This window comes from Aurantimonas sp., assembly GCF_964217435.1.
GTDB classification, from domain to species: Bacteria; Pseudomonadota; Alphaproteobacteria; order Rhizobiales; family Rhizobiaceae; genus Aurantimonas; species Aurantimonas coralicida.
In genome coordinates this window covers 31,102-52,287 of record NZ_CAXPJM010000011.1, presented here as the reverse complement: position 1 = coordinate 52,287, position 21,186 = coordinate 31,102, and the positions used below count along the sequence as shown (strand labels likewise).

General features: G+C 67.0%; 21 protein-coding genes. 6 read left to right on the top strand and 15 right to left on the bottom strand.

Features of this window, described 5'->3' with window-relative positions; all coding sequences use genetic code 11:
- Positions 1-13 precede the first annotated feature (13 nt).
- From ACEQX1_RS05975 to ACEQX1_RS05955, 5 genes are all read right to left on the bottom strand, one after another.
- On the bottom strand, positions 14-817 hold the full coding sequence (locus ACEQX1_RS05975) for a GGDEF domain-containing protein (protein WP_370193304.1): 804 nt from the start codon (positions 815-817) through the stop codon (positions 14-16).
- A gap of 94 nt (positions 818-911) precedes the next feature.
- On the bottom strand, positions 912-1,643 hold the full coding sequence (locus ACEQX1_RS05970; RefSeq protein ID WP_024351325.1) for a proteasome-type protease: 732 nt from the start codon (positions 1,641-1,643) through the stop codon (positions 912-914).
- Positions 1,644-1,786: 143 nt separating this feature from the next.
- Positions 1,787-2,737 carry an alpha-E domain-containing protein gene (locus ACEQX1_RS05965; RefSeq protein ID WP_024351324.1) on the bottom strand — a complete coding sequence of 317 codons (951 nt, stop codon included), beginning with the start codon at positions 2,735-2,737 and terminating at the stop codon, positions 1,787-1,789.
- 10 nt (positions 2,738-2,747) lie between these two features.
- Entirely contained in the window at positions 2,748-4,142 is a 1,395-nt protein-coding gene (locus ACEQX1_RS05960) for a circularly permuted type 2 ATP-grasp protein (RefSeq protein WP_024351323.1), read from the bottom strand.
- Positions 4,143-4,299: 157 nt separating this feature from the next.
- Positions 4,300-5,664 (bottom strand): PLP-dependent aminotransferase family protein, encoded by a 1,365-nt coding sequence (locus tag ACEQX1_RS05955; protein ID WP_370196610.1) that lies wholly within the window; start codon positions 5,662-5,664, stop codon positions 4,300-4,302.
- A 373-nt stretch (positions 5,665-6,037) separates the two neighbouring features.
- Between ACEQX1_RS05955 and ACEQX1_RS05950 the strand changes: the two genes are divergently transcribed.
- Together ACEQX1_RS05950 and ACEQX1_RS05945 are read left to right on the top strand one after the other, a co-directional pair.
- Positions 6,038-6,799: an SDR family NAD(P)-dependent oxidoreductase gene (locus ACEQX1_RS05950; RefSeq protein WP_024351321.1), complete on the top strand. Its 762-nt coding sequence runs from the start codon at positions 6,038-6,040 to the stop codon at positions 6,797-6,799.
- Positions 6,800-6,974: 175 nt separating this feature from the next.
- Positions 6,975-7,841, top strand: coding sequence for a DMT family transporter (locus ACEQX1_RS05945; protein ID WP_188076201.1), 867 nt, complete (start codon positions 6,975-6,977; stop codon positions 7,839-7,841).
- Between the two features lie 15 nt (positions 7,842-7,856).
- Here the strand turns inward: ACEQX1_RS05945 and ACEQX1_RS05940 are convergent, their stop codons facing one another.
- Positions 7,857-8,426 carry a TadE/TadG family type IV pilus assembly protein gene (locus tag ACEQX1_RS05940; RefSeq protein WP_370193199.1) on the bottom strand — a complete coding sequence of 190 codons (570 nt, stop codon included), beginning with the start codon at positions 8,424-8,426 and terminating at the stop codon, positions 7,857-7,859.
- Between the two features lie 7 nt (positions 8,427-8,433).
- Positions 8,434-9,000, bottom strand: coding sequence for a TadE/TadG family type IV pilus assembly protein (locus ACEQX1_RS05935; protein WP_162142670.1), 567 nt, complete (start codon positions 8,998-9,000; stop codon positions 8,434-8,436).
- 206 nt (positions 9,001-9,206) lie between these two features.
- Here ACEQX1_RS05935 and ACEQX1_RS05930 point away from each other — a divergent pair, with 206 nt between their 5' ends.
- Positions 9,207-10,025, top strand: coding sequence for a 3'(2'),5'-bisphosphate nucleotidase CysQ (locus ACEQX1_RS05930; RefSeq protein WP_370196609.1), 819 nt, complete (start codon positions 9,207-9,209; stop codon positions 10,023-10,025).
- Here the strand turns inward: ACEQX1_RS05930 and ACEQX1_RS05925 are convergent.
- Positions 10,019-11,548, bottom strand: a complete 1,530-nt coding sequence (locus tag ACEQX1_RS05925; protein ID WP_370193203.1) for an undecaprenyl-phosphate glucose phosphotransferase — start codon at positions 11,546-11,548, stop codon at positions 10,019-10,021. The genes ACEQX1_RS05930 and ACEQX1_RS05925 overlap by 7 nt on opposite strands.
- 297 nt (positions 11,549-11,845) lie before the next feature.
- On the bottom strand, positions 11,846-12,406 hold the full coding sequence (locus tag ACEQX1_RS05920) for a polysaccharide biosynthesis/export family protein (protein WP_024351315.1): 561 nt from the start codon (positions 12,404-12,406) through the stop codon (positions 11,846-11,848).
- Between the two features lie 270 nt (positions 12,407-12,676).
- Between ACEQX1_RS05920 and ACEQX1_RS05915 the strand changes: the two genes are divergently transcribed.
- Positions 12,677-13,438 carry a hypothetical protein gene (locus ACEQX1_RS05915; RefSeq protein WP_370196608.1) on the top strand — a complete coding sequence of 254 codons (762 nt, stop codon included), beginning with the start codon at positions 12,677-12,679 and terminating at the stop codon, positions 13,436-13,438.
- 10 nt (positions 13,439-13,448) lie between these two features.
- Here the strand turns inward: ACEQX1_RS05915 and ACEQX1_RS05910 are convergent, their stop codons facing one another.
- Positions 13,449-13,688, bottom strand: a complete 240-nt coding sequence (locus ACEQX1_RS05910; protein ID WP_370193207.1) for a DUF2842 domain-containing protein — start codon at positions 13,686-13,688, stop codon at positions 13,449-13,451.
- A 164-nt stretch (positions 13,689-13,852) separates the two neighbouring features.
- Here ACEQX1_RS05910 and ACEQX1_RS05905 point away from each other — a divergent pair, with 164 nt between their 5' ends.
- Both ACEQX1_RS05905 and ACEQX1_RS05900 read left to right on the top strand, forming a co-directional pair.
- Positions 13,853-14,953 carry a COX15/CtaA family protein gene (locus ACEQX1_RS05905; protein WP_370196607.1) on the top strand — a complete coding sequence of 367 codons (1,101 nt, stop codon included), beginning with the start codon at positions 13,853-13,855 and terminating at the stop codon, positions 14,951-14,953.
- An 86-nt stretch (positions 14,954-15,039) separates the two neighbouring features.
- Positions 15,040-16,410 carry an HD-GYP domain-containing protein gene (locus tag ACEQX1_RS05900; protein WP_370193211.1) on the top strand — a complete coding sequence of 457 codons (1,371 nt, stop codon included), beginning with the start codon at positions 15,040-15,042 and terminating at the stop codon, positions 16,408-16,410.
- Positions 16,411-16,434: 24 nt separating this feature from the next.
- On the opposite strand, the gene argC is transcribed toward ACEQX1_RS05900, so the two are convergent.
- From argC to rplM, 5 genes are all read right to left on the bottom strand, one after another.
- Positions 16,435-17,490: an N-acetyl-gamma-glutamyl-phosphate reductase gene (argC, locus tag ACEQX1_RS05895; RefSeq protein ID WP_370196606.1), complete on the bottom strand. Its 1,056-nt coding sequence runs from the start codon at positions 17,488-17,490 to the stop codon at positions 16,435-16,437.
- A gap of 123 nt (positions 17,491-17,613) precedes the next feature.
- Entirely contained in the window at positions 17,614-18,756 is a 1,143-nt protein-coding gene (locus ACEQX1_RS05890) for a DegT/DnrJ/EryC1/StrS aminotransferase family protein (RefSeq protein WP_187390636.1), read from the bottom strand.
- Between the two features lie 185 nt (positions 18,757-18,941).
- Positions 18,942-19,904 (bottom strand): agmatinase, encoded by a 963-nt coding sequence (gene speB / locus ACEQX1_RS05885; protein WP_370193215.1) that lies wholly within the window; start codon positions 19,902-19,904, stop codon positions 18,942-18,944.
- Between the two features lie 178 nt (positions 19,905-20,082).
- Positions 20,083-20,559 carry a 30S ribosomal protein S9 gene (gene rpsI, locus ACEQX1_RS05880; protein ID WP_024351307.1) on the bottom strand — a complete coding sequence of 159 codons (477 nt, stop codon included), beginning with the start codon at positions 20,557-20,559 and terminating at the stop codon, positions 20,083-20,085.
- On the bottom strand, positions 20,559-21,023 hold the full coding sequence (rplM, locus tag ACEQX1_RS05875; RefSeq protein ID WP_024351306.1) for a 50S ribosomal protein L13: 465 nt from the start codon (positions 21,021-21,023) through the stop codon (positions 20,559-20,561). Before rplM ends, rpsI begins: the two co-directional genes overlap by 1 nt.
- Between the last annotated feature and the right edge of the window lie 163 nt (positions 21,024-21,186).

Here is a 21,186-nt window from a genome sequence, read left to right as displayed (position 1 = left end):
GCGGGCGCAGCCGTCAGGCGCTGACCCGATCCGGCGCAGCGGCGGCGGCCGCGGCGGGGGCGGTGTCGCGCACGACGACGCGGTTCCGCCCGCGGGCCTTGGCCTCGTAGAGCCGGTTGTCGGCCTCCTGGTAGAGATAGCTGTAGCCGACCGGCCGGTCGAAGATGACGCCGCCGACACTCACCGACACCGGCACCGGCTTGCCCTCCGGCGACGCCAGTTCCATCGTCGCCACGGCTTCGCGCATCCGTTCGGCGATCTGCATCGAAGCGTGACGATCCACATCGGCGAGCAGCACGCCGAATTCCTCGCCGCCCAGGCGGCCGATGATGTCGCCCTCGCGGACCGAATCCTGCAGCCGCAGCGCGATCGCCTTGAGCGCCCGGTCGCCGGTCGCGTGGCCGTAGCGGTCGTTGATCGACTTGAAGAAATCCGCATCGATCAGGAACAGCGCGCCGGCCAGGCCATCCGTGGCCATGGATTCCAGCCGCGCCTCGACCCGCTCGGTGAAGGCCCGCCGGTTGAGCAATGTCGTCAGCCCGTCATGGGCGGCGACGATCTCGAGGCGGCGATTCAGGACGCGCAGCTCGCGCAGCTTCAGCGACAGGAAGACGAAGAGCGGCCCGCCGAGGATGGTCGGCACGACCACCGCGCAGATCATCGCGAGCCGGAAGGCCTCGGGATCGGCGTTGCGAAACAGCGCCGCGTTGTAGATGAGCGCGACCGCCATGCAGGACAGCACACCGCAAAGCGTGATGCCCGCCAGCTTGCACAAGCCGCGTGTCGTCAGAGGTTGCTGGGTGAGTGTCCGCGTCATGCCGAAACAGTTTCCTGTGTTCCGTCAGTATTGCGAACAATCTTTTCCGCAAGATTAATGCCGATGCACGGCCCGTGTCTTGACCTGTAGCGTTCTAACGCTGGAAAGGCGGCAGGCGATCGAATGCATCCTTGAGGGCATCGGACCAGCCGCCCGAGATCTCCTGGTAATACGGGTCCGACAATTCGAAGCGTCGCTTGTAGCCGGCCACCATCGTGTCGGTCTCGTAGAACTGCATGTCGATCGGCGCGCCGACCGACAGGTTCGAGCGGATGGTCGAATCGAAGGAGACCAGCAGCAGCTTGGCGCAGTCTTCCAGGCTCATCTGCGGATCGTAGGTGCGGATGATGATCGGCCGGCCGTATTTGTGCTCGCCGATCTGGAAGAAGGGATTGTCGGGCCCGGCCTCGATGAAATTGCCTTCCGGATAGATCAGGAAGAGGCGCGGACGCCCGCCCTTGATCTGGCCGCCGAGAATGAAGGTGCCCGAGAACAGCGCATCGGCCGACTGGCCGGCCGGCGTCGTGTAGGAGATGACCTCCTTGATCGTCTCGCCGACCAGCTTGGCGGTCTGGAACATCGACGGCTGGGTGAGGATCGCCGGCTGGCGCTCCGAGGGCGCGAGCAGGCGCTCTTCCAGAAGCGACACGGTCGACTGGGTGGTGGCCAGATTGCCGGCGCTGAGCAGGCACAGGAAGCGCTCGCCCGGTACCTCCCACGTCTTCATCTTCGAGACGACGGAAATGTTGTCGATGCCCGCATTGGTGCGGGTATCCGACATGAAAACGAGGCCACGATCGACGAGGAGCCCCACGCAATAGGTCATTTTGGCTGACATCCCCCTGGGGCGCGCAGGACGAATCAGCTATCCGCGCGCGGCTGCATCTTTGTGCAGGCCGCGCGCCTTCCGCAATGGTTATTGGTCGTCGGGGTTACGGTTCGCAGGCGAGCGAAGCCGTCTTGCCACTATCAGGCGTAGAAGCGGTAGCTCTCGGCGATCTCCCTGGCCACCCGGTTGTTCTCGATGATGAAGTTCTCGAGGAACTCGTGCATGCCGCCGTCGATGATCTCCTTCACCGAGGCGTCCGACAGCTTGCGTGTGATGTCGCTGGCTGTGCGCGAGCAGGGGTGCTGGGTCTCGTAGTTCCGGTTCAGATATTTCAGGCTTTCCTCGATGCAGAGGTAGCAATAGGCCAGCGAGCGCGGCAGCCGGCGGTTCAGCATCAGGAAGTCGATGATGTTCGTCGCCCGGTACTCGCCGTCATATTCCCAGGCATAGGCGCGGTGCGCCGAGACCGAGCGCAGGATCGACGCCCACTGGAAATTGTCGAGCGACGAGCCGACCGAGGAGTGCTCGGGCAGGAGCACCCAGTATTTCACGTCAAGGATGCGGGCGGTGTTGTCGGCCCGCTCGATGAAGGCGCCGAGAGAGCAGAAGTCGAAGATCTCGTTGCGCAGCATCGTGCCGTGGAAGACGCCCCGGATCAGCGCCGTCTGGCGTTTCACCAGTTCCAGGATGGCCGTCAGTTCGAGCGGGTTCAGCGGCTTGTCGAGCCGGCTCTTGATGATCAGCCAGCTCTCGTTGATCGTCTCCCACAGGTCGCGGGTGAGGGCGGTCCGCACCATCCGCCCGTTCATCCGCGCCGTGTCGATGGACGAGCGCACGCTCGATGGATTGTCCCGGTCGCGCAGCAGGAAGTCGATGATCGAGGCGGTGTCGTATTCGGTGTATTTGGCCAGATAGGCCGCCTCGACGCCGGCCGAGACCAGCACCGACTGCCATTCGTCGGGTTCGTCCGAGGACAGGTTGGTCATCGACAGCCGCTGTCCGGCGTCGACGAGGCGAGCCATGTTCTCGGCCCGCTCGATATAGCGGGACATCCAGAACAGGCCGTTGGCGGTGCGTCCGAGTAGTGCCATGTGCTTCGCTTCAGTCCCTCAGTACCCAGGTGTCCTTGGTGCCGCCGCCCTGGCTGGAATTGACCACGAGCGAGCCCTCTTTGAGAGCCACGCGCGTCAGTCCGCCGGGTATGATCCGGACCTTGTCGGAGACGAGGACGAAGGGGCGAAGATCGACATGCCGCGGGGCGAGACCGTGTTCCGCCAGGATGGGCACGGTCGACAGCGCCAGCGTCGGCTGGGCGATGTAGTTGCGCGGCCTGGCCCGCAGCTTCGCCGCGAAGGCCTCGCGTTCGGCCGTCGAGGCCGCCGGTCCGACCAGCATGCCGTAGCCGCCCGAGCCGTGCACTTCCTTGACGACGAGGTCCTTCAGATTGTCGAGGACGTAGGCGAGGCTGTCTTCCTCGGCGCAGCGCCAGGTCGGCACGTTCTGCAGAAGGGCCGGCTTGCCGGTATAGAACTCGACGATTTCCGGCATGTAGGAATAGATCGCCTTGTCGTCGGCGATGCCCGTGCCGGGGGCGTTGGCGATGGTGATCCCGCCGTTCTTGTAGACCTCCATGATGCCGGGAATGCCGAGCATGGAATCGGGCCTGAACGCCTCGGGATCGAGATATTCGTCGTCGACCCGGCGATAGAGGACATCGATCGGCCGGTAGCCCTCGGTGGTCCGCATCTGGATGCGGCCGTCGATCACCTTGGCATCGGCGCCCTCGATCAGCTCGACACCCATCTGGTCGGCCAGGAAGGCATGTTCATAGAAGGCCGAATTGTGGATGCCCGGCGTCAGGACGGCGATGGTCGGCGGGCCGTCGCAGGCGGGCGGCGCGACCGCGGCGAGCGAGCGGCGCAGGTGATGCGGGTAGGTCTCGACCGGCCGCACGCGGTTCTGCGCGAACAGCTCGGGAAACATCTGCATCATCGTTTCCCGGTTCTCGATCATGTACGAGACGCCGGACGGCGTGCGGGCGTTATCCTCCAGGACGTAGAACTCGTTCTCGCCACACCGCACGATGTCGGTGCCGATGATGTGGGTGTAGACCCCGCCGGGCGGCCGGAAGCCTTCCATCTGCGGCAGATAGGCCTCGTTGCCGACGATCAGGCGCTCGGGCACCTTGCCCGCCTTCACGATCTCCTGGTCGTGGTAGATGTCGTAGAGAAACGCATTGAGGGCCTGGACCCGCTGCTCGATGCCCTCGGCGAGAAGATCCCATTCGGCCTTGGCCATGATCCGCGGCACGAGGTCGAAGGGGATCAGCCGCTCGGCCGCCTCGGCCTCGCCATAGACGTTGAAGGTGATGCCCGTGCGCCGGAAGAAATCCTCGGCCTCGTTGGTCTTGGCGGCCAGTTCCTCGATGTTCTGCTGTCGGAACCACTCGTTGAAGCGGGCATAGGGTTCCCGGACATTGTCGTCATCGAGAAGCATTTCGTCGAACGCCGTCACCTGCACCCTCCAGACCTGTCTTCTGAATAAGAGAAAGCGACAGGCCGGAAAATCAAGGGTCTCGCAGGCCGTGGCGGTCGATTGACGTGCGTTTGTGCAATCTGCCTCCGCCGCTGCCGCCCGATCGGGCAGCCGGCGCCTATCGCGTGAGGGCGGAACCGCCGGCCGGGGGCAGCGCGGCGGGGCGCGCGCCGAAATCGGCAAGAATCGCCAGCGCCGTGTCGAGGTCGTCCCGCGTGGGCGCGGCGGTCAACGAGGCGCGTACGCGCGAATGGAAGGTGCGTCCCGAGGCGAAGGTCTCGGCCGGTACCACGGCGACGCCGCACTGGCGCAACTGCGTCGCGGCCTCCTCGGCATCGCCGTCGACACCGAGCCAGACATGGGGCGCGGCTACCGCGTCGGACGGGCCCAGATGCTGCCCCATCTGCCGCCAGCGCTCGCGGACCGCGTCGGCCTGCCAGGCGGTGCGCGCGGCGGCCGTGCCGTCCTCGATCCAGGCCGATCCGGCCAGGAGGGACAGCGGCGTCATCATCCAGGAGGTGAGGTGCAGGTTGCGCTTGAGGGCGGCCAGCATCGGATGGTCGCCGGCGACGAAGCCGAAGCGCAGGCCCGGCATGACCGTCATGGACAGGCTGGAGACGACGATGCCGCGCGCGCCCAGATCCTCCGCCAGCGGCGGCCGGCCGGCCAGGGGCCCGTAGGCGTCGTCCTCGATGATCGTCAGGTCGCGGCGTTCGGCGATCTCGGCGATCGCCCGGCGCCGGTCGTCGCCCATGACCGCGCCGGTCGGGTTGTGAAGGTTGGGCATCAGCACGGCCAGCTTTGCCGTGGAACTGCGCGCAGCCGCGTCGAGCCCCTCCGGCGTGACGCCTTCGCCGTCCAGTTCCACCGGGATCAGCCGCAGCCGCAACTGCCGCGCCAGCGCCTTCAGGCCCGGGAATGTCAGGGATTCCACGAGGATCGCGTCGCCCTCGCGGGTCGCGTGGACCAGTAGCGCCTGCAACGCCGCATGGGCCCCGGCGCAGGACACGACCGTCGCCGGTCGGCGGGTCATGCCGCGCCAGGCCATCCAGTCACCGACCGCCTCCGCGGCACGATGGACGAGGGCGCAACCGGGATAGCCGCTCATCTGCGCCCGCTCGGCGGAACTCAGGCCGTCGATCAGCGACGCCAGCGCCGTGTCGTCCGGCATGGTGACCGGCACGTTGGTGGACAGGTCCACCAGCCGCTCGGCCGACACGTCGGGTGCGAAGAGCAGCGAAGCGGAGCTGGAGGCCAGGACATAGGTGCCGCGACCGATCTCGCCGCCGATCAGGCGCCGCTGCGCCGCCTCGCGATAGGCGCGGCTGATCGTCGACAGCTTGACGCCCAGCCCGTTCGCCAGCTCGCGCTGGGGCGGCAACCGGTCGCCGGGGCGCAGCACGCCGGCCTCGATGTCCTGCGCGATCCGCTCGACGATACTGGCGACGTCGTCCAGACCGTATTCGTATTGCGCGTTCCACATGACGTTGCGAGCCTGTGCGGTGGGCAATTCTGACAGCCCGAAATCACCTTGTTATATCACATGACGAGGCTGCCTAATCCTAAGCCAGGCTTGCGACCGTGCAATAGGCCTAAAGTCGAGTGAGCACTGCAACATAGCCGCCCGGCTAAAGGCTTCCGGGCTTGACCGGACGCGGCGCATCCGGCTCGCACGGCCGGGAATCAGCGTCTGTCATTAGCCTCCGGCGGGCAGCCGCCGGAGGCGCGGCGCGAACGGCAGGGGCCTGCGCCGCAGCAAAGCGCGGCCGGCAGGCTCGCCCGGTCATGGCCGGCATGCTACCAGCCCCCGCAACAGTTCACTATCGAGCTGCAACCGGATTCAGAGGGGGCGATCCATGCGCTTTGCCAGCTATCCCAGTCTCGAAAACGCCAGCGTCATCGTCACCGGCGGCGCCTCGGGCATCGGGGAGATCATGGTCCGGGCCTTCGCGGAACAGGGCGCCCACGTCGGTTTCGTCGATCTCGACCGCGATGCCGGCACGGCGCTGGCCGGCGAGCTGACGGGCGCCGGGCGCCAGGTCCGCTTCGAGGCCTGCGACCTGCGCGACATCGACGATCTGAAGCGCGCCTTCGCGGCCCTTGCCGAGGCCAACGGGCCGGCCACGGTGCTGGTCAACAATGCCGCCCGCGACGATCGCCACGGCTGGGAAGACGTGACGCCGGACTATTTCGACGAGCGGATCGCCACCAATCTCCGCCACATGTTCTTCGCTATCCAGGCGGCCGCGCCGGGGATGATCGCGGCCGGCAAGGGCTCGATCATCAACATGGGGTCGAACTCCTGGTGGGAGGCAGCCGGCAACATGCCCGCCTACACCACCGCCAAGTCGGCCGTGCACGGCATGACCCGCTCGTTCGCGCGCGATCTCGGCCCGCACCGGATCCGCGTCAACACCGTGGTGCCGGGCTGGGTCATGACCGAGCGCCAGAAGCAGCTCTGGGCCAACCCGGAGGCGCTTGACAAGCACAAGGCGCGCCAGTGCCTGCCGGACCTGATCGAGCCGGTATATGTGGCCCGCATGGTGCTGTTCCTGGCCTCCGACGACGCGGCCATGTGCAGCGCCAACAACTACATGGTCGAAGCCGGATCGATCTGATCGCCGTCCCGACGTCCTCGGCCCCGCCCGCCAGTCCCGTTGCCGGCAAGGCTTCGGCACATGGCGGAGCGGATCGGCTGGGGGACAAACCGGTGGGCTTGATGCCGGCGGGCTCGCTTTCGCGCCGCCGGCAAGGCAGAAGTGATCGTATGCATCACTTATCGCACAGCCTTCGATGACCCGGCCGAGCGGCGTTCTGGCCGGCATTCTGCTGACGATTCTGTCCGGGCTGCTGCTCGCCACCATGGATACATTCGGCAAGTATCTCACCGGCGAACTGCCGGTTCTCGAGATCGTCTGGGCCCGGTATTTCTTCCACACGATCCTGATGACGGCGTGGCTCGCCCGGACGCGCGGCACGTCCTTCCTGCACAGCAAGCGCCCGGGACTGCAACTCGCGCGCGGCGCGGCGCTCTTGTGCGCGACGACGCTGATGTACGTGTCCTTCGCCCATGTGCCGCTGGCCGACGCGACGGCGGTACAGTTCTTCGCACCGGTCCTCGTCACGGTGCTGTCGGTGATCTTTCTCGGCGAGCGGATCGGCGTGCCGCGCATCGCGGCCGTTCTCGCCGGCTTCGTCGGCGTGCTCCTGATCGTGCGGCCGGGCTTTGCCGACACCAGCCCGTATCTCCTGCTGCCGCTTCTGTCGGCGGTGATCCTGTCGGGCTATTTCCTGATGACCCGCGCCCTCTCGGGCCCGGAGGAAAACGCCGCCACTTTGTTCAACACGACGGCGGTCGGCGCGGTGCTCCTGACCATCGCCGTGCCCTTCGTCTGGGAAACGCCGACCTGGCCGGTCTTCGCCATGATGGTGACGATCGGGACGCTGGGGGCGCTCGGCCATTTCTGCATCGTGCAGGGCTTTGCCTACGCCTCGGCCTCGGCGCTCTCGCCGTTCCTCTACGCGCAGGTCTTCTTCGCCAGCATCTACAGCGTGACGCTGCTCGGCGATCCGCTCAGCTGGAACTTCCTGGCCGGCGCGGCGATCCTGATCGCCAGCGGGCTGACGATCTGGTGGCGCGAGAACCGCACCCGCCGCTGACCGGCGGGACCCGGCTCAGTTCTCCCAGACGATGCTTTTGCTGATGCGCGGCCGGAAGGTGTATTCCTTGGCCATGGTGGTGCCTGAGAAGAACCCGCCATAATCCATGACCGGCTTGTACGGGTAGCTGACGCTGACCACGACGAGATAGGTCTCGGCGCCGAAGACCAGCTCGGAGGGAACGTCGTAGCGGGCGCCCTTGTCGAGCGCCGGGCCGGTATTGGCCTGCGACCAGTCGACCGTGCCCTTGCCCTCGTCGTCGACGCTGACCGTCGTGACGACGATCTTCAACCCGTCGGTGGAGAAGGGGACCATGATCGCCGAGGAGATGTTGTAGATGTTCTCGAGGCCCGTCTCGGTCATCGTGCGGTTGCGGGCGACGAGATTGCCGACCGTCTCCGCCGTCGATTCCACCTTGCGGCTTGCCTCCAGCGCCTTCGAGGCTTCGAAGCCGCCGAGATAGATCAGCAGCAGGCCGGGCAGGATGATGGCGAATTCCAGCGCAGCCACGCCGCCGCGATCGCCACAAAAGGCGGCGAGGGCGGCGCGTGCGCGGCGGAGCGGGCCGAAGAATTTAGCGGTCATCGATCCCTCAGGCGCAGTTGGAATTGCTGTTCAGACGATCCCCGAAAGGCTCGTTCATGAAGGCGGCGATGGAGAACATGACGCTGTTGCCGTCGGTTTCGGCGGCCAGCTTGTGCAGGAAGGACGCGGTCCACGGCCATTCGTAATAGGCGCGCAGCACGGTGATCGAATTGGCCGCGCCGGGGTCGAAACAGAACTGGCTGTCGTCCACCTGCTTCAGCTTCATCGGCACGTCGGTGGGGATATCGGCGAAGGCCGGGATGGTGCGCAGGTCGAGTTTCACCTTGTCGCAGCTCAGGAGGAAATCGACCTTGTCGCAGATCTTCTCGCGGAACACCGACGGCTTGATGTCGGACTGCTGGATCTGACCGGTGAAGACCTGCCGGGCGACGTCGTCGACGGCGGTGTCGAGCAGGATGCCCGCGGCCGAGATGACGAAGGTCTCGACGATGGCGAAGATCAGCATGAAGAGCGGGGCGGCGACCATGGCGAATTCCACCGCGGTCGCGCCGGACGTGTCGCGACCGAAGGTCTTGCGCTGGCTCTTCTTCGGACTGGCGGGTCGAAACGGCACGGTGATCTTGTGTCCCCGAATTGGTTCGCAAGCCGGCATCATCGCCCGCGGGGGTTACTTTTCCCTCAGGAAAGTCGCGCCAAATGGGCCTATTCGCCCGCACGGTTAGCCAAAGGTGACCGCGCGCCGAGCTGTCGGGCCTTGCGGCGGGCGGCCGAACCGGATTAGCCCGGCTTGGGCCCGAAGCACGGAAGGGACGAGAAGCGATGAGCGACGACAGGATCGACACGGCGCTGATGATCGAGGCGGTCCGCGCCGGCATGGCGGCGATCCGCGCCCAGACCGGCAGCGGCATCGACTACAAATCCGACCGGTCGCCGGTGACCGAGGCCGACAAGGCCGCCGAACGGGCCATCGTCGCGGTCATCCAGGGCGGCGGCTGCACCCTGCCGATCGTTGCCGAAGAGGCCTTCTCGGACGGCGACATCCCGGCCGTCGGCCAGCGCTTCCTGCTGGTTGATCCGCTGGATGGCACCAAGAGCTACATCGCCGGCTCGCCCGACTACACCGTCAATGTCGCGGTGATCGAGGACGGGGCCCCGGTCTTCGGCTGCGTCGGCATTCCCGAGACCGGGACGATCTATCATGGCGGGGCCGGAACGCCGGCCATGGTCGAGCGCGACGGCACCGCCACGCCGCTGGCCTGCCGCAAAGCAGGCACTGCGCTGGATGTCGTTGCAAGCCGCAACCATCTCGACGATGCGACCCGCGACTATATCGGCCGCCTCGACGTGGCCGAGCGGAAGTCCATCGGTTCCTCGCTGAAATTCTGCCTTCTGGCCGAAGCCGAGGCAGACCTCTATCCGCGCTTCGGCCGGACGATGCAGTGGGATACGGCGGCCGGCGACGCGGTGCTGCGCGCGGCCGGCGGCCTGACCATCACCATGGACGGGGCGCCCCTGGCCTATGGCCGCACTCATGCACCGGGCGAGGACGTCTTCGGCAATCCTCACTTCATCGCGCTCGGCGATCGCGCTTTGCTCGATCGGCCGGGGATCGTGCCCCAGCCGGCCGGGCGTCAGTAGGCCGACTTCGTCCGCAACAGGCTGATCGGCGTCATGGCGAGGATGTAGAGGTCGAGCAGCAGCGACCAGTTCTCGATATAGTAGAGGTCGTGCTCGAAGCGCTTCTGCAGCTTGTCGGGCTGGTCGATCTCGCCGCGCCAGCCCTTGATCTGCGCCCAGCCGGTGATCCCCGGCTTGACCTTGTGGCGACCGAAATAGCCGTCGACGATGGCCACGAACGCCTCGTTGCCGCTGGAAATGGCGTGGACGGCATGGGGCCGCGGGCCGACCAGCGACAGGTCGCCGCGCAGCACGTTGAAGAGCTGCGGCAGCTCGTCGAGTGAGGTCTTGCGGATGAAGCGGCCGACCCGGGTGACGCGCTTGTCGCCCTTCGTCACGATCTGCCGGGCCAGCGGATCCGACATCTCGGCATAGAGCGAGCGGAACTTGAACACGTCGACGATGTGATTGTTGAAGCCGTGCCGCTTCTGGCGGAAGATCACCGGACCCTTGGAGTCCAGCTTCACCGCGAGCGCGGTCAAGAGGAAGACCGGCGACAGGAGGACGATGGCGAGGCTGGCGAAGACCACGTCGAAGACGCGCTTGGCGATCCAGTCCCAGTCCGCCAGCGGCCGGTCGAAGACGTCGATCAGCGGCACGTCGCCGACGAAGGAATAGGTGCGCGGGCGAAACCGCAGCTCGGCCGAATGCGCCGACAGCCGGATGTCCAGCGGCAGCACCCACAGGCGCTTCAGGAGGGACAGGACGCGCTGCTCAGCCGAAAGCGGCAGGGTGACAATGAGCATGTCGATGCGGGTGCGCCGGGCGAATTCCACCAGCTCGCTGATATTGCCGAGCTTGGGATAGCCGGCGACGATCGGCGGCGAGCGCCGGTCGTCGCGATCGTCGAAGATGCCGCAGATGCGGATGTCGCTGTCGGGCTGGCCCTCGAGGCTGCGGATCAGGCTTTCCGCGCCGCGGCCACCGCCGACGATGATGGCGCGGCGCTCCATGCGGCCGTTGCGCAGCCAGCGGCGGATCTTGGCGGCCAGCGCCAGGCGCCCGACCGACAGGAGCACCAGGCCGCAGACGAACCAACTGCCCATCCAGAACCGGGAATAGGCTGCGTCGTTGAACAGGAAGAACAGGCCGACCGTGAGGAAGCAGAGCGTCAGGCCCCAGGCGATGGCGATCCGCCAGAGCTGGGCGGCCCGACCCTTCAGGACCGAGATCTCGTAGCCGTCGGCCAGATTAATCGCGAGGACGCCGAGCGCCGCGCCGACCAGCGACAGGACGACGTAGGATTCCCAAAGATGCGTGGAAACGCCGACATAGCCGACGAAGAGAGCCAGCCCGAGCAGCGTCAGCAGCACGAACTCGACACCGCGCCAGATGCCCGACAGCATCCGCGGGGTGATGAAATCGTCCTTGTACTGGGCTGCCGCCCGCGCCGCGAAGGCGTTCAGCTCGACCGGGGCATCGGGCTCGGGAAAGCTGACGACCGTCACGTCGTTCAAAGGCAGGCTGGACTCGATCTTCGCCATGTCTGGTCGACTCCCATTCCGCCGGCAGTTCGGGCCGCGACCGCACGGTCGGCGGCCGACACGCCCACCTTGGTGGGCCGCGCCTGATCTCTCGGCCGCGCAGAATGGAGGCAAAGGGCTAAGATATGCTTGAGCCCTGCCTGGAAATGCGGCGAGGGGCGGGGACGCAATACCTGATCCCGCTTCTCGCGCTGAAACCGATGCCTCGGTTTCGCATGTGTGACCCGCGAACGACGACCGCCATTCGCCTCACCGGACCGATGCGGGATCGCCCCGCAGCGGCGCAGTCGGGTCGTGTCAGAACCAGCGCTCCCGGACATAGACCGTGTCGCCGGGCAGGATTGGATCGGAGACCAGCACCCGGCCGGTCAGGATTCGCTTGCCGACCTGGCGGGTGATGTCGACGGTGCCCTGTTCGGCCCGGGGGCTGAAGCCGCCGGCGACCGCGATCGCCTTCTGGACCGTCATCCCGGGGAAATAGGCGTACTGCCCGCCGGTCGCGACTTCGCCCATGATGAAGAAGGGCCGGTAGGTCTCGACCTGAACGGTGACGTCGGGATCGTTGAGATAGCCGTCGCGCAGGCGATTGGCGATCTCGGCTTCGAGCTGGGTGGTGGTGCGGCCGCGGGCCGGGACCGAGCCGACCAGCGGGAAGGAGACGTAGCCGGCCTTGTCCACCGGATAGGCATTGGTGAGCCCGGACTGCTCGAAGACCGTGACACGCAGGACGTCGCCGCTGTCCAGGCGATAGGACTGGTTGAGCGCCGCATGGAACGCCGGCGACACCGGCTTGTAGGACGCGCAGCCGGCGAGGGCGCTGATCACGATCGCGAGGATGAAGGCCAGTCTCGGCTTCATGGTCAAGGTTCCCGTGGCACTTCGGCCCAATTGGCATCGCACCGTCATGACCCGTTGTTAGACGGTTAGGGTTAATCGACCGTAAAATGCCGGGGCGCCGGGAGCGGCAATTGGCGAGCGCTGCCGAACTGTCCCTTAACGGCACAGTTACCGGCCGATGGCAGGCTGCAGGCGAAGCTCAGGCACCGGAGTGCGCATGTCGCCCTGTTTCCAGACGATTCCTCTTCCGCCGCGGCGCGGCCGCCGTTGCCCCGGTGCGAGGACCCGGCGATGATGGGCGCCGGCATCCATGCCCTCGGCGCCTCGCTCGGCGATTTCGTCGCCCGTGGCCTTGCCCGCCCGTCGGCGCGGTTCGCGAACCGGACGGTCCCATCACGCACAGCGAGCGCTGCTCTCATGCCGCACGACATTCCTGCCGACGCTCCCGCCGCGCCGCGCCATGGCGACGAGGTGGTCACCAGCCGCGAACTCGTCATGGCCCTGCATCGCAGCGCCATCGGCCGCCTGGTGATGCTGTCGGCCGACGCGGAACAGGGCGGGCTCGGCGGCGTCGAACTCGGTCGTGCCATCGCGCGCGCCGGCATGTCCTGCATCCTGATCGATCTGACCGGCGAGGAGCGGATTGCCGCAGAAACGGGAATTGCGCCGGGCAGTCCCAGCCTGCACGAATTCGCAGAGAACCTGGTGCCGCTGGGCGAGATCATCCATCGCGACAGCCGCGGTGGCTGCCATGTGGTGCTGGCGACGGGCGCGGCGCCGGAGCCGGATTCGCCCGACGTCACGCTGGTGCTGGCCGCCTGCGCCGAGGCCTATGACTGCACTATCGTCGCGCTCGATGCCCGGCGCATGGACGACCTGCCGTCACTCCTCGACGAGGAAACCGCGATCGTGGTGGCCGGGCAGGCGGCAACGCCGGACGGCTACGCGACCATCGCCGGTGACTTGCGGGCGCTGGGCGTTGACGACCTGATCTTCATGCAGTGCGCGGCCACGCGGCGGGCGGGGCGTCGCGCCCCGGATAAGCCGGACTGAGACCGGGCGTTCAGCCGCGCGTCCCGTCGCCGTCCGCTTGATCCTTGCGCGGCACCCGCTCCATCCAGGAGATGATGAACATCGCCGGCACCACCCAGAGAATTCCGGTGAAGAAGAAATACGCCAGATGCACCCAGCCGCTGGCGGTGGGCAGATAGAGCGTCGCCACGGCCGTCGCGACGACGGCGTAGACGATGACGAGGACGATCAGCACGACCGCGCCGATGAGCTTTCTTGTTCTGACCGGCATGATCCGCCTCTCCTGTTCGCGCCTTTGCGCCGGTGGCGGGGTGTCGTCCCGCACTGCCATCGGCCGGCCGTCGCCGTGCCCGACCTCTAGGCCGGCCGGGCCGCCAATGCCAGCCTCGCCCCTGCGACTTTCCTGCGCTTGATCGCCTGCCGCTTTCGGTGCACATGGCACGCGACATGACGACGATCTCCCATTCCGCCGCCGGCCCCGTGGCCCGATCTCCCCGTCTGCGCGACCGCGCCGCGATCCGCTGGTGGCTCTATGTCACAGCGCTCCTGATCTTCGCGCTGGTGCTCGTCGGCGGTGCCACCCGGCTGACCGAGTCCGGCCTGTCGATCACCGAATGGAAGCCGATCCACGGCATCGTCCCGCCGCTTTCGGCCGCCGAATGGGACGAGGAATTCGAGCTCTATAAGCGCATCCCGCAATATCAGCAGCTCAACCTCGGCATGAGCCTCGACGAGTTCAAGACGATCTTCTGGTGGGAGTGGGCGCATCGCTTCCTGGCCCGCGCGATCGGCTTCGTCTTCGCGATCCCGCTGGCCTTCTTCTGGCTGACCGGCCGCATCGAGCCGTTCCTGAAACCCCGTCTCGTCGGCATTCTCGCCCTCGGCAGCCTGCAGGGCGCCGTCGGATGGTGGATGGTCGCCTCGGGCCTCACCGAGCGCACCGATGTCAGCCAGTACCGGCTGGCGACGCATCTGACGATCGCCTGCGTGATCTTCGCCGCGATCATCTGGGTGGCGCGCGGGCTGGCGCCGAAACGCTTCGACATGCCGCCGTCGCGCGGTTCGGCAGGCGTTGCGGCGCTGATCGCGCTGCTGGCGCTCGCGCAGATCTACATGGGCGGCCTGGTCGCCGGCCTGAATGCCGGCCTGACCTTCAACACCTGGCCGCTGATGGACGGCGCCCTGATCCCCGGCGGCCTGTTCGTCATGGACCCGGCCTGGCGGAATTTCTTCGAGAACGTCATGACGGTGCAGTTCATGCACCGGATCGGCGCCTATGTGCTGTTCGTGGTGGTCGCGATCCACGCGGTCGCGTCCCTGCTGCAGGCGGCGGGCAGCGTTCATACGAAACGCGCCATCTGGCTCTTCGCCGCCGTCTTCGTGCAGGCGCTGATCGGCATCACGACCCTGCTTCTGGCCGTGCCCATCGACTGGGCGCTGGCCCATCAGGCCGGCGGCGTCATCGTCCTCGGGTTGGCGGTCGCCCATGCCCGCGCGCTGAAGGGCGAATATCCCGAGCCGGCGCCGGTCGCCTGAGCCGTTTCGCCGCGCGCCGCCTTCGTCGTTCCGTTAACCCGGGGCTGCGATGATCCCCGCCATCGGGGCAGGGGCCAGGACGCGGGATGAGTGTGATCACGGGTGAGCGAGGACGGCAGGCGGTCTCCAAGGCCGAACTCGTCAGCGCCCTGAGCTACGCGCTGGACCTCACCGAAGGCCAGCCCGACGGTCACGGCCTGCGCTGCTGCTGGATCGGCATGAATGTCGGGCGGGCCATCGGCCTGTCCGAGCCGGAGATGGCCGACCTCTATTACACGCTGCTCCTCAAGGATATCGGCTGCAGCTCCAACGCGGCGCGCATCTGCCAGCTCTTCCTGACCGACGACATCGCCTTCAAGCGCGACATCAAGATCGTCAGCGACAGCCTTCCCCACGTTCTGCATTTCGTTCTCAAGCATACCGGCCTGAAGGCCAGCCTCGCCGAGCGCTTCCGCGCCATGGTGGTGGCGCTGGCCAAGGGCGACGCGATCTCCCGCGAGCTGATCGAGACGCGTTGCCACCGCGGCGCCGACATCGTCCGCCAGATGCGTTTTCCCGAGACCGTGGCCGCCGGCATTCTCGATCTCGACGAACACTGGAACGGCAAGGGCCAGCCCCAGGGCCTGAAGGGGGAGGCGATCGCCCTGTTCGGCCGCATCGCGCTGCTGGCCCAGGTGGTCGACGTCTTCCACACCAGCGCCGACGCCGACTTCGCCCTTCGCGAAGTGACGGCGCGCAGCGGCAGCTGGTTCGACCCGGCCCTGATCGACGCCTTCACGAAGGTGGCCGCCGATCCTGCCTTCTGGACGACGCTCAGGGCTCCGGACCTTGCTGCAACGGTGATCGGCCTTGCCCCCGACAACAATGCCGAGCTCGCCGACGAGGAGTTCCTCGACAGCCTCGCCGAGGCCTTCGCGCAGGTCGTCGATTCCAAGAGCCCCTATACGGCGGGCCACAGCGAACGCGTGGCGCTGTTCACCGATCTGATCGCCGAGAATCTGGGCCTGGGCGACCAGCGCCGACGCTTCCTGAAGCGCGTCGCGCTGCTCCACGACATCGGCAAGCTCAGCGTGTCCAACCAGATCCTCGACAAGCCGGGCAAGCTGGACGCCGACGAATGGGCGGTGATCAAGGGCCATCCCGGCTTCAGCGAGGCGATCCTGTCGCGCATCAGCATCTTCGCCGACCTGGCGCGGATTGCCGGCGCCCATCACGAGCGGCTGGATGGTCGGGGCTATCCGAACGGACTGGCGGGTGACGAGATCTGCCTCGACACCCGCATCATCACCACGGCCGACATCTTCGATGCGCTGACAGCAGAGCGGCCCTATCGCGCGGCAATGCCGGTGTCGAAGGCGCTGGCGATCATGCGGGCCGATGTGGGAACGGCGATCGACGCGGGCTGCTTCGCAGCCCTGGAAGCGGCGCTCGAGAGCATCGACCGCGCCGCCGCCTGACGCCGCGCGGTCGCTGGCCTCAGCTCAGGGGAACAGCGGCAGCTGGGCGATGCCGGTGGTTTCCTCGAGGCCATAGGCCACGTTGAAGTTCTGGATGGCCTGGCCGGCCGAACCCTTCACCAGATTGTCCAGCGTCGAGATGACGATGGCGCGGCCGGGGATGCGGTCGGGCACAACGTTGATCACCACATAGTTCGAGCCGCGGACCATCTGGGTCTGGGGCAGGACGTCTTCGTCCGGAATGGTGATGAACGGGTCGTCCCGATAGGTCTCGATCAGGTGCTGGCGCAGATTCGCGGCGGTCTTGCCGGCGGAAAGCCGCACATAGCTGGTGCAGAGTTCGCCGCGGCTCATCGGAATGAGATGCGGGGTGAAGTTGACCCTCAGATCGTCGATGCCGGCGGCCTTGCCGATTTCCTGCTCGATCTCGGCCGAATGCCGGTGCTTGCCGACCGCATAGGGCGACAGGCCTTCGCCGGCCTCGCAGAACAGGGTGTTCTCCTTCAGCCCGCGACCGGCGCCCGAAACGCCCGACTTGGCGTCGATGACGATGTCTGTGGCGTCGATCAGCGATGCGCTGGTCAGCGGCACCAGCGACAGGAGCGCCGCGGTCGGGTAGCAGCCGGGGCAGGCGATCAGCCGCGCGTCGCGGATGGCCTCGCGGTTGAGCTCGGTCAGGCCGTAGACGGCCTCGCCCTGCAGCTCGGTGGCGACGTGGTCGAGCCCGTACCATTCCTTGTAGGCGGCGGGGTCCCGCAGCCGGAAGTCGGCCGACATGTCGATGATCTTCGTCTGCGGATAGGTCTCGAAGATTTCCTTGGTGATTGCCTGCGTCGTGCCGTGCGGCAGCCCGCAGAACACCGCGTCGACCTCGCTCCAGGGCGCTTCCTCGATGGTCACCAGATCCGGCAGGTCGATATGGGACAAATGGCGGAAGACCTGCCGCATGGGCTTGCCGGCATGGCTGTTCGCCGTGAGGACGGCGATGTCCATGTTCGGATGGCGGGCGGCGAGACGGACGAGATCCGCGCCGGTATAGCCGCTGGCTCCGAGCACACCAATCCTGATCTTGTCGGCCATCAGCCATCTCCTCGCATGGGTTTCGGGCCCGCAGCGACCTCGCGCGGTGCCCCTGTTGTCATTGCCGGGGTTTATCGAAATCTGGCGCGACGTCCAGACCGGGGCGTCGCGCCGGGCCCGATGTCAGGCCTGCAGTGCGGCCTTCACGGCCGCCACGATGCGGTCCTGCGTCGCCTCGTCCAGATAGGCGTGCATCGGCAGGCTGATCACGTCGCGGGACAGGGCGTCGGAGACCGGCAGTTCGCCGCCCGTCACCGGGAAATGGCGATAGGCGGTCTGCCGGTGCAGGGGCTTTGGATAATAGATCGCCGTCGGCACGCCGGCCTCGCGCAGGCTGGCCGCGAAGGCGTTGCGGTCGGTCCCCTCGGGCAGGCGGATCGTGTACTGCGCCCAGGTCGAGACGGCGTCGCGCAGGAGCTTCTGCGGGGTGACGATCCCGGCCAGCATCTCCGAATAGCGGGCGGCGACGCGGCCGCGCGCGGCTATCTCGTCCGGGAAGATCGCCAGCTTCTCCATCAGGATCGCAGCCTGCAGCGTGTCCATGCGGCCATTCATGCCGATGCGGATGTTGTCGTACTTGTCCTCGACATTCTGGCCGTGGACCCGCAGCGACGCCATGATCTCGTTGAGTTCGGCATCGTCGGTCTGGACCGCGCCGCCATCGCCGTAGCAGCCGAGCGGCTTGGCCGGGAAGAAGCTGGTCGAGACGACATGCGACCACTTGCTGGACAGTTCGCCGTCGATGGTGCCGCCATAGCCCTGCGCGGCGTCGGAGATGAGCTTCAGCCCGTGCGCGTCGGCGATGCGGCGCAGCGCCGGGTAGTCCGCCGGCTGGCCGAACAGGTCGACGGCGATGATCGCCCGCGGCGTCAGCCCGTCCTTGCCGGCAACCTCGGCAATCGCCGCTTCCAGATGCGCCGGGTCCATGTTGAAGGTGTCGGCATCGACATCGACAAAATACGGCGTCGCGCCGAGCCAGGCGACGACTTCCGCCGTCGAGGCGAAGGTGAAGCTCGGGCAGAACACCACGTCGCCCGGCTTGATGCCCCAGGCCATCAAGGGCAGCGCCAGCGCATCGGTGCCCGAGGCGCAGGACAGGGTGTAGGGCATCTGGCCGAATGCGCCGAGCGCCGCTTCCAGCTCGCGGATCTCCGGGCCCATGACGAAGGCGCCATGGTCCAGCACGGTCGCGATGCGATGATCCACCTTGTGGCGGATCCGGTCACGCTGGGTGGCGAGGTCGATGAAAGGGATGTTCTGGGTCATGGGGCTCGTCTGGGTCGGGTGAATCGCCGCCGCAAAGGCGCGATGCCGTGGTGATCGAAAAGCCGGCGTCCGGCTACTCAAGATTCGTATCAGTCGCTTACGGAGCGTCGTTTCAACGGGTTAGGCGCGTGTCCTGAATCAGGAAGGCAGCGTGTTGAATCACTTTGTCAGCGCGCCGGGCCGCATCATCCCGCCTGCTTCTGCGCCAGCAGGCCGAGCACATACATGGCGACCGTTGCGCCCGCGATCGCCGTCATGTCGCTATGGTCATAAGGCGGCGAGACTTCGACCACGTCCGCGCCGACCAGCCGGAGATCGCCGAGCCGGCGCAGCACCGACAGCATCTTGGCGCTCGACGGGCCGCCTGCAACCGGCGTGCCGGTGCCCGGCGCGAAGGCGACGTCGAGGCAGTCGATGTCGAAGCTGAGATAGGTCGGCGTGCCGCCGGTGCGTGACAGGATCGCCTCGGCGATGGCCGCGCTGGTCATCTCCTCCACCGCCTCGCCGTCGAGGATCGCCAGGCCGCAATCCTCCGGCGCGTGGGTGCGGATCCCGACCTGGATCGAGGTCGCCGAGTCGATCAGGCCCGCATCGACGGCCGCCTTGACGAAGGAGCCGTGATCGACGCGCGGCTGGCCGTCAGCGCCGGTGGCGACGGGCCAGGTGTCCTGATGGGCGTCGAATTGCACCAGCGACAGCTTGCCGTGCCGCGCCACATGCGCCTGCAAGAGCGGGAAGGTGATCGAATGGTCGCCGCCCAGCGTCATCAGGAAGCCGGTCCGCGCGATCAGGGCCGCCGCCTCGGCGCGGATGGTCTCGTGGGCCGTCTCCGGCAGCCGGTAGTCGAGCAGGCAGTCGCCGTAATCGACGACGCTCAGGGTTTCGAAGAGGTCCGTGTTGAAGGGGAACTGCGGATCGTTGTCGAAGATCGCCGAGGCGCGGCGCAGTGCCTGCGGGCCGAAGCGCGTGCCCGGGCGGTTGGAGACCGAGGCGTCGAAGGGAATGCCCCAGACCGTCACGTCGGTGCCGTCGACCGCCTTGGTCTGGCGCCGCCGCATGAAGGAGAGGGCGCCGGCATAGGTCGGGTCGCCCGCCGCGCCGTGTGCGCTGTCGGCGGTGAAGGCATGGTCGATGGACGTGCTTGGCATGGTCACTTCCGCGAGGGAGCGTCGGGGAGGCGGCGGGCCGGAGGTGGCCGGGGCCGGGCGCAGCTCCGATGCGCCAGACCAGCCTGTCGGGCCCACATAAGCAAAAAGCCGCCGGGCGACCACCCGGCGGCTTTGAACTTCGCAGGAGAAAGGGCGGCGGCAGACGCCGCCGCGCCGATCAGCGCTTGGAGAACTGGAAGGACCGGCGGGCCTTCGCCTTGCCGTACTTCTTGCGCTCGACCGTACGCGAGTCGCGCGTCAGGAAGCCGCCCTTCTTGAGAACCGCGCGCAGGCCCGGCTCGTAATAGGTCAGCGCCTTGGAGATACCGTGGCGAACCGCACCGGCCTGGCCGGACAGACCACCGCCGGCCACCGTGGCGACGACGTCGAACTGGCCGTCACGGGCCGCGGCGACGATCGGCTGGCGCAGCACCATCTGCAGGACCGGACGGGCGAAATAGGCCGTGAAGTCGCGGTCGTTGACGGTGATCTTGCCGGTGCCCGGCTTCACCCAGACGCGGGCAACCGCATCCTTGCGCTTGCCGGTGGCATAGGCGCGACCGTACTGGTCGAGCTTCTGCACATGCACCGGAGCTTCCGGCTGTGCGGTGACTTCGGCCGTGCCGAGTTCTTCGAGCGAAGAGAGCTGGGACATTATGCGGCCCTCGAGTTCTTGGAGTTCATGGCCCGGACGTCGAGCGTCTCGGGGGACTGCGCCTCATGCGGGTGCTCGGCACCGGCATAGACGCGGAGGTTCTTGAGCTGGCGACGGCCGAGCGGGCCGCGCGGCAGCATGCGCTCGATGGCCTTCTCGACGACGCGCTCCGGGAAGCGGCCCTCGAGGATGTGGCGCGCCTTGCGCTCCTTGATGCCGCCGGCATAACCGGTGTGCCAGTAGTACGTCTTGTTCTCGTACTTCTTGCCGGTCAGGACGATCTTGTCCGCATTGATGATGATGATGTTGTCGCCATCATCGACATGCGGCGTGAAGGTCGGCTTGTGCTTGCCGCGGAGGCGAAGCGCGACGATGGAAGCGAGGCGGCCGACGACGAGCCCTTCGGCGTCGATCAGGATCCACTTCTTCTCCACCGTCTCGGTCTTCTGCGAGAAGGTTTTCATGTTCTGCCCTTGGGTGTTCGTGAGCATCGTTGCCGGCCGCTGTGGCCGTCGATCTTGGGAAGGCGGCGCGAGCCGGCTCTTCGTGGAGCGGGACATACGGGCCCGCACCGCGTCTGTCAACGTCAAAAGACGTATCGGCACCCGTCGCGAGCCCCTGTCATGC

Coding starts and splice junctions, on each gene's coding strand:
- ACEQX1_RS05920 (WP_024351315.1), bottom strand. CDS start 12,406: ATGAAGCCGAGACTGGCCTTCATCCTCGCGATCGTGATCAGCGCCCTC.
- ACEQX1_RS05960 (WP_024351323.1), bottom strand. CDS start 4,142: ATGCTTCTCGATGACGACAATGTCCGGGAACCCTATGCCCGCTTCAAC.
- ACEQX1_RS05975 (WP_370193304.1), bottom strand. CDS start 817: ATGACGCGGACACTCACCCAGCAACCTCTGACGACACGCGGCTTGTGC.
- ACEQX1_RS05955 (WP_370196610.1), bottom strand. CDS start 5,664: ATGTGGAACGCGCAATACGAATACGGTCTGGACGACGTCGCCAGTATC.
- rplM (WP_024351306.1), bottom strand. CDS start 21,023: ATGAAAACCTTCTCGCAGAAGACCGAGACGGTGGAGAAGAAGTGGATC.
- ACEQX1_RS05965 (WP_024351324.1), bottom strand. CDS start 2,737: ATGGCACTACTCGGACGCACCGCCAACGGCCTGTTCTGGATGTCCCGC.
- ACEQX1_RS05925 (WP_370193203.1), bottom strand. CDS start 11,548: ATGGCGAAGATCGAGTCCAGCCTGCCTTTGAACGACGTGACGGTCGTC.
- ACEQX1_RS05910 (WP_370193207.1), bottom strand. CDS start 13,688: ATGCCGGTCAGAACAAGAAAGCTCATCGGCGCGGTCGTGCTGATCGTC.
- rpsI (WP_024351307.1), bottom strand. CDS start 20,559: ATGTCCCAGCTCTCTTCGCTCGAAGAACTCGGCACGGCCGAAGTCACC.
- ACEQX1_RS05950 (WP_024351321.1), top strand. CDS start 6,038: ATGCGCTTTGCCAGCTATCCCAGTCTCGAAAACGCCAGCGTCATCGTC.
- ACEQX1_RS05900 (WP_370193211.1), top strand. CDS start 15,040: ATGAGTGTGATCACGGGTGAGCGAGGACGGCAGGCGGTCTCCAAGGCC.
- ACEQX1_RS05890 (WP_187390636.1), bottom strand. CDS start 18,756: ATGACCCAGAACATCCCTTTCATCGACCTCGCCACCCAGCGTGACCGG.
- ACEQX1_RS05930 (WP_370196609.1), top strand. CDS start 9,207: ATGAGCGACGACAGGATCGACACGGCGCTGATGATCGAGGCGGTCCGC.
- ACEQX1_RS05915 (WP_370196608.1), top strand. CDS start 12,677: ATGATGGGCGCCGGCATCCATGCCCTCGGCGCCTCGCTCGGCGATTTC.
- ACEQX1_RS05945 (WP_188076201.1), top strand. CDS start 6,975: ATGACCCGGCCGAGCGGCGTTCTGGCCGGCATTCTGCTGACGATTCTG.
- ACEQX1_RS05905 (WP_370196607.1), top strand. CDS start 13,853: ATGGCACGCGACATGACGACGATCTCCCATTCCGCCGCCGGCCCCGTG.
- speB (WP_370193215.1), bottom strand. CDS start 19,904: ATGCCAAGCACGTCCATCGACCATGCCTTCACCGCCGACAGCGCACAC.
- ACEQX1_RS05970 (WP_024351325.1), bottom strand. CDS start 1,643: ATGACCTATTGCGTGGGGCTCCTCGTCGATCGTGGCCTCGTTTTCATG.
- ACEQX1_RS05940 (WP_370193199.1), bottom strand. CDS start 8,426: ATGACCGCTAAATTCTTCGGCCCGCTCCGCCGCGCACGCGCCGCCCTC.
- argC (WP_370196606.1), bottom strand. CDS start 17,490: ATGGCCGACAAGATCAGGATTGGTGTGCTCGGAGCCAGCGGCTATACC.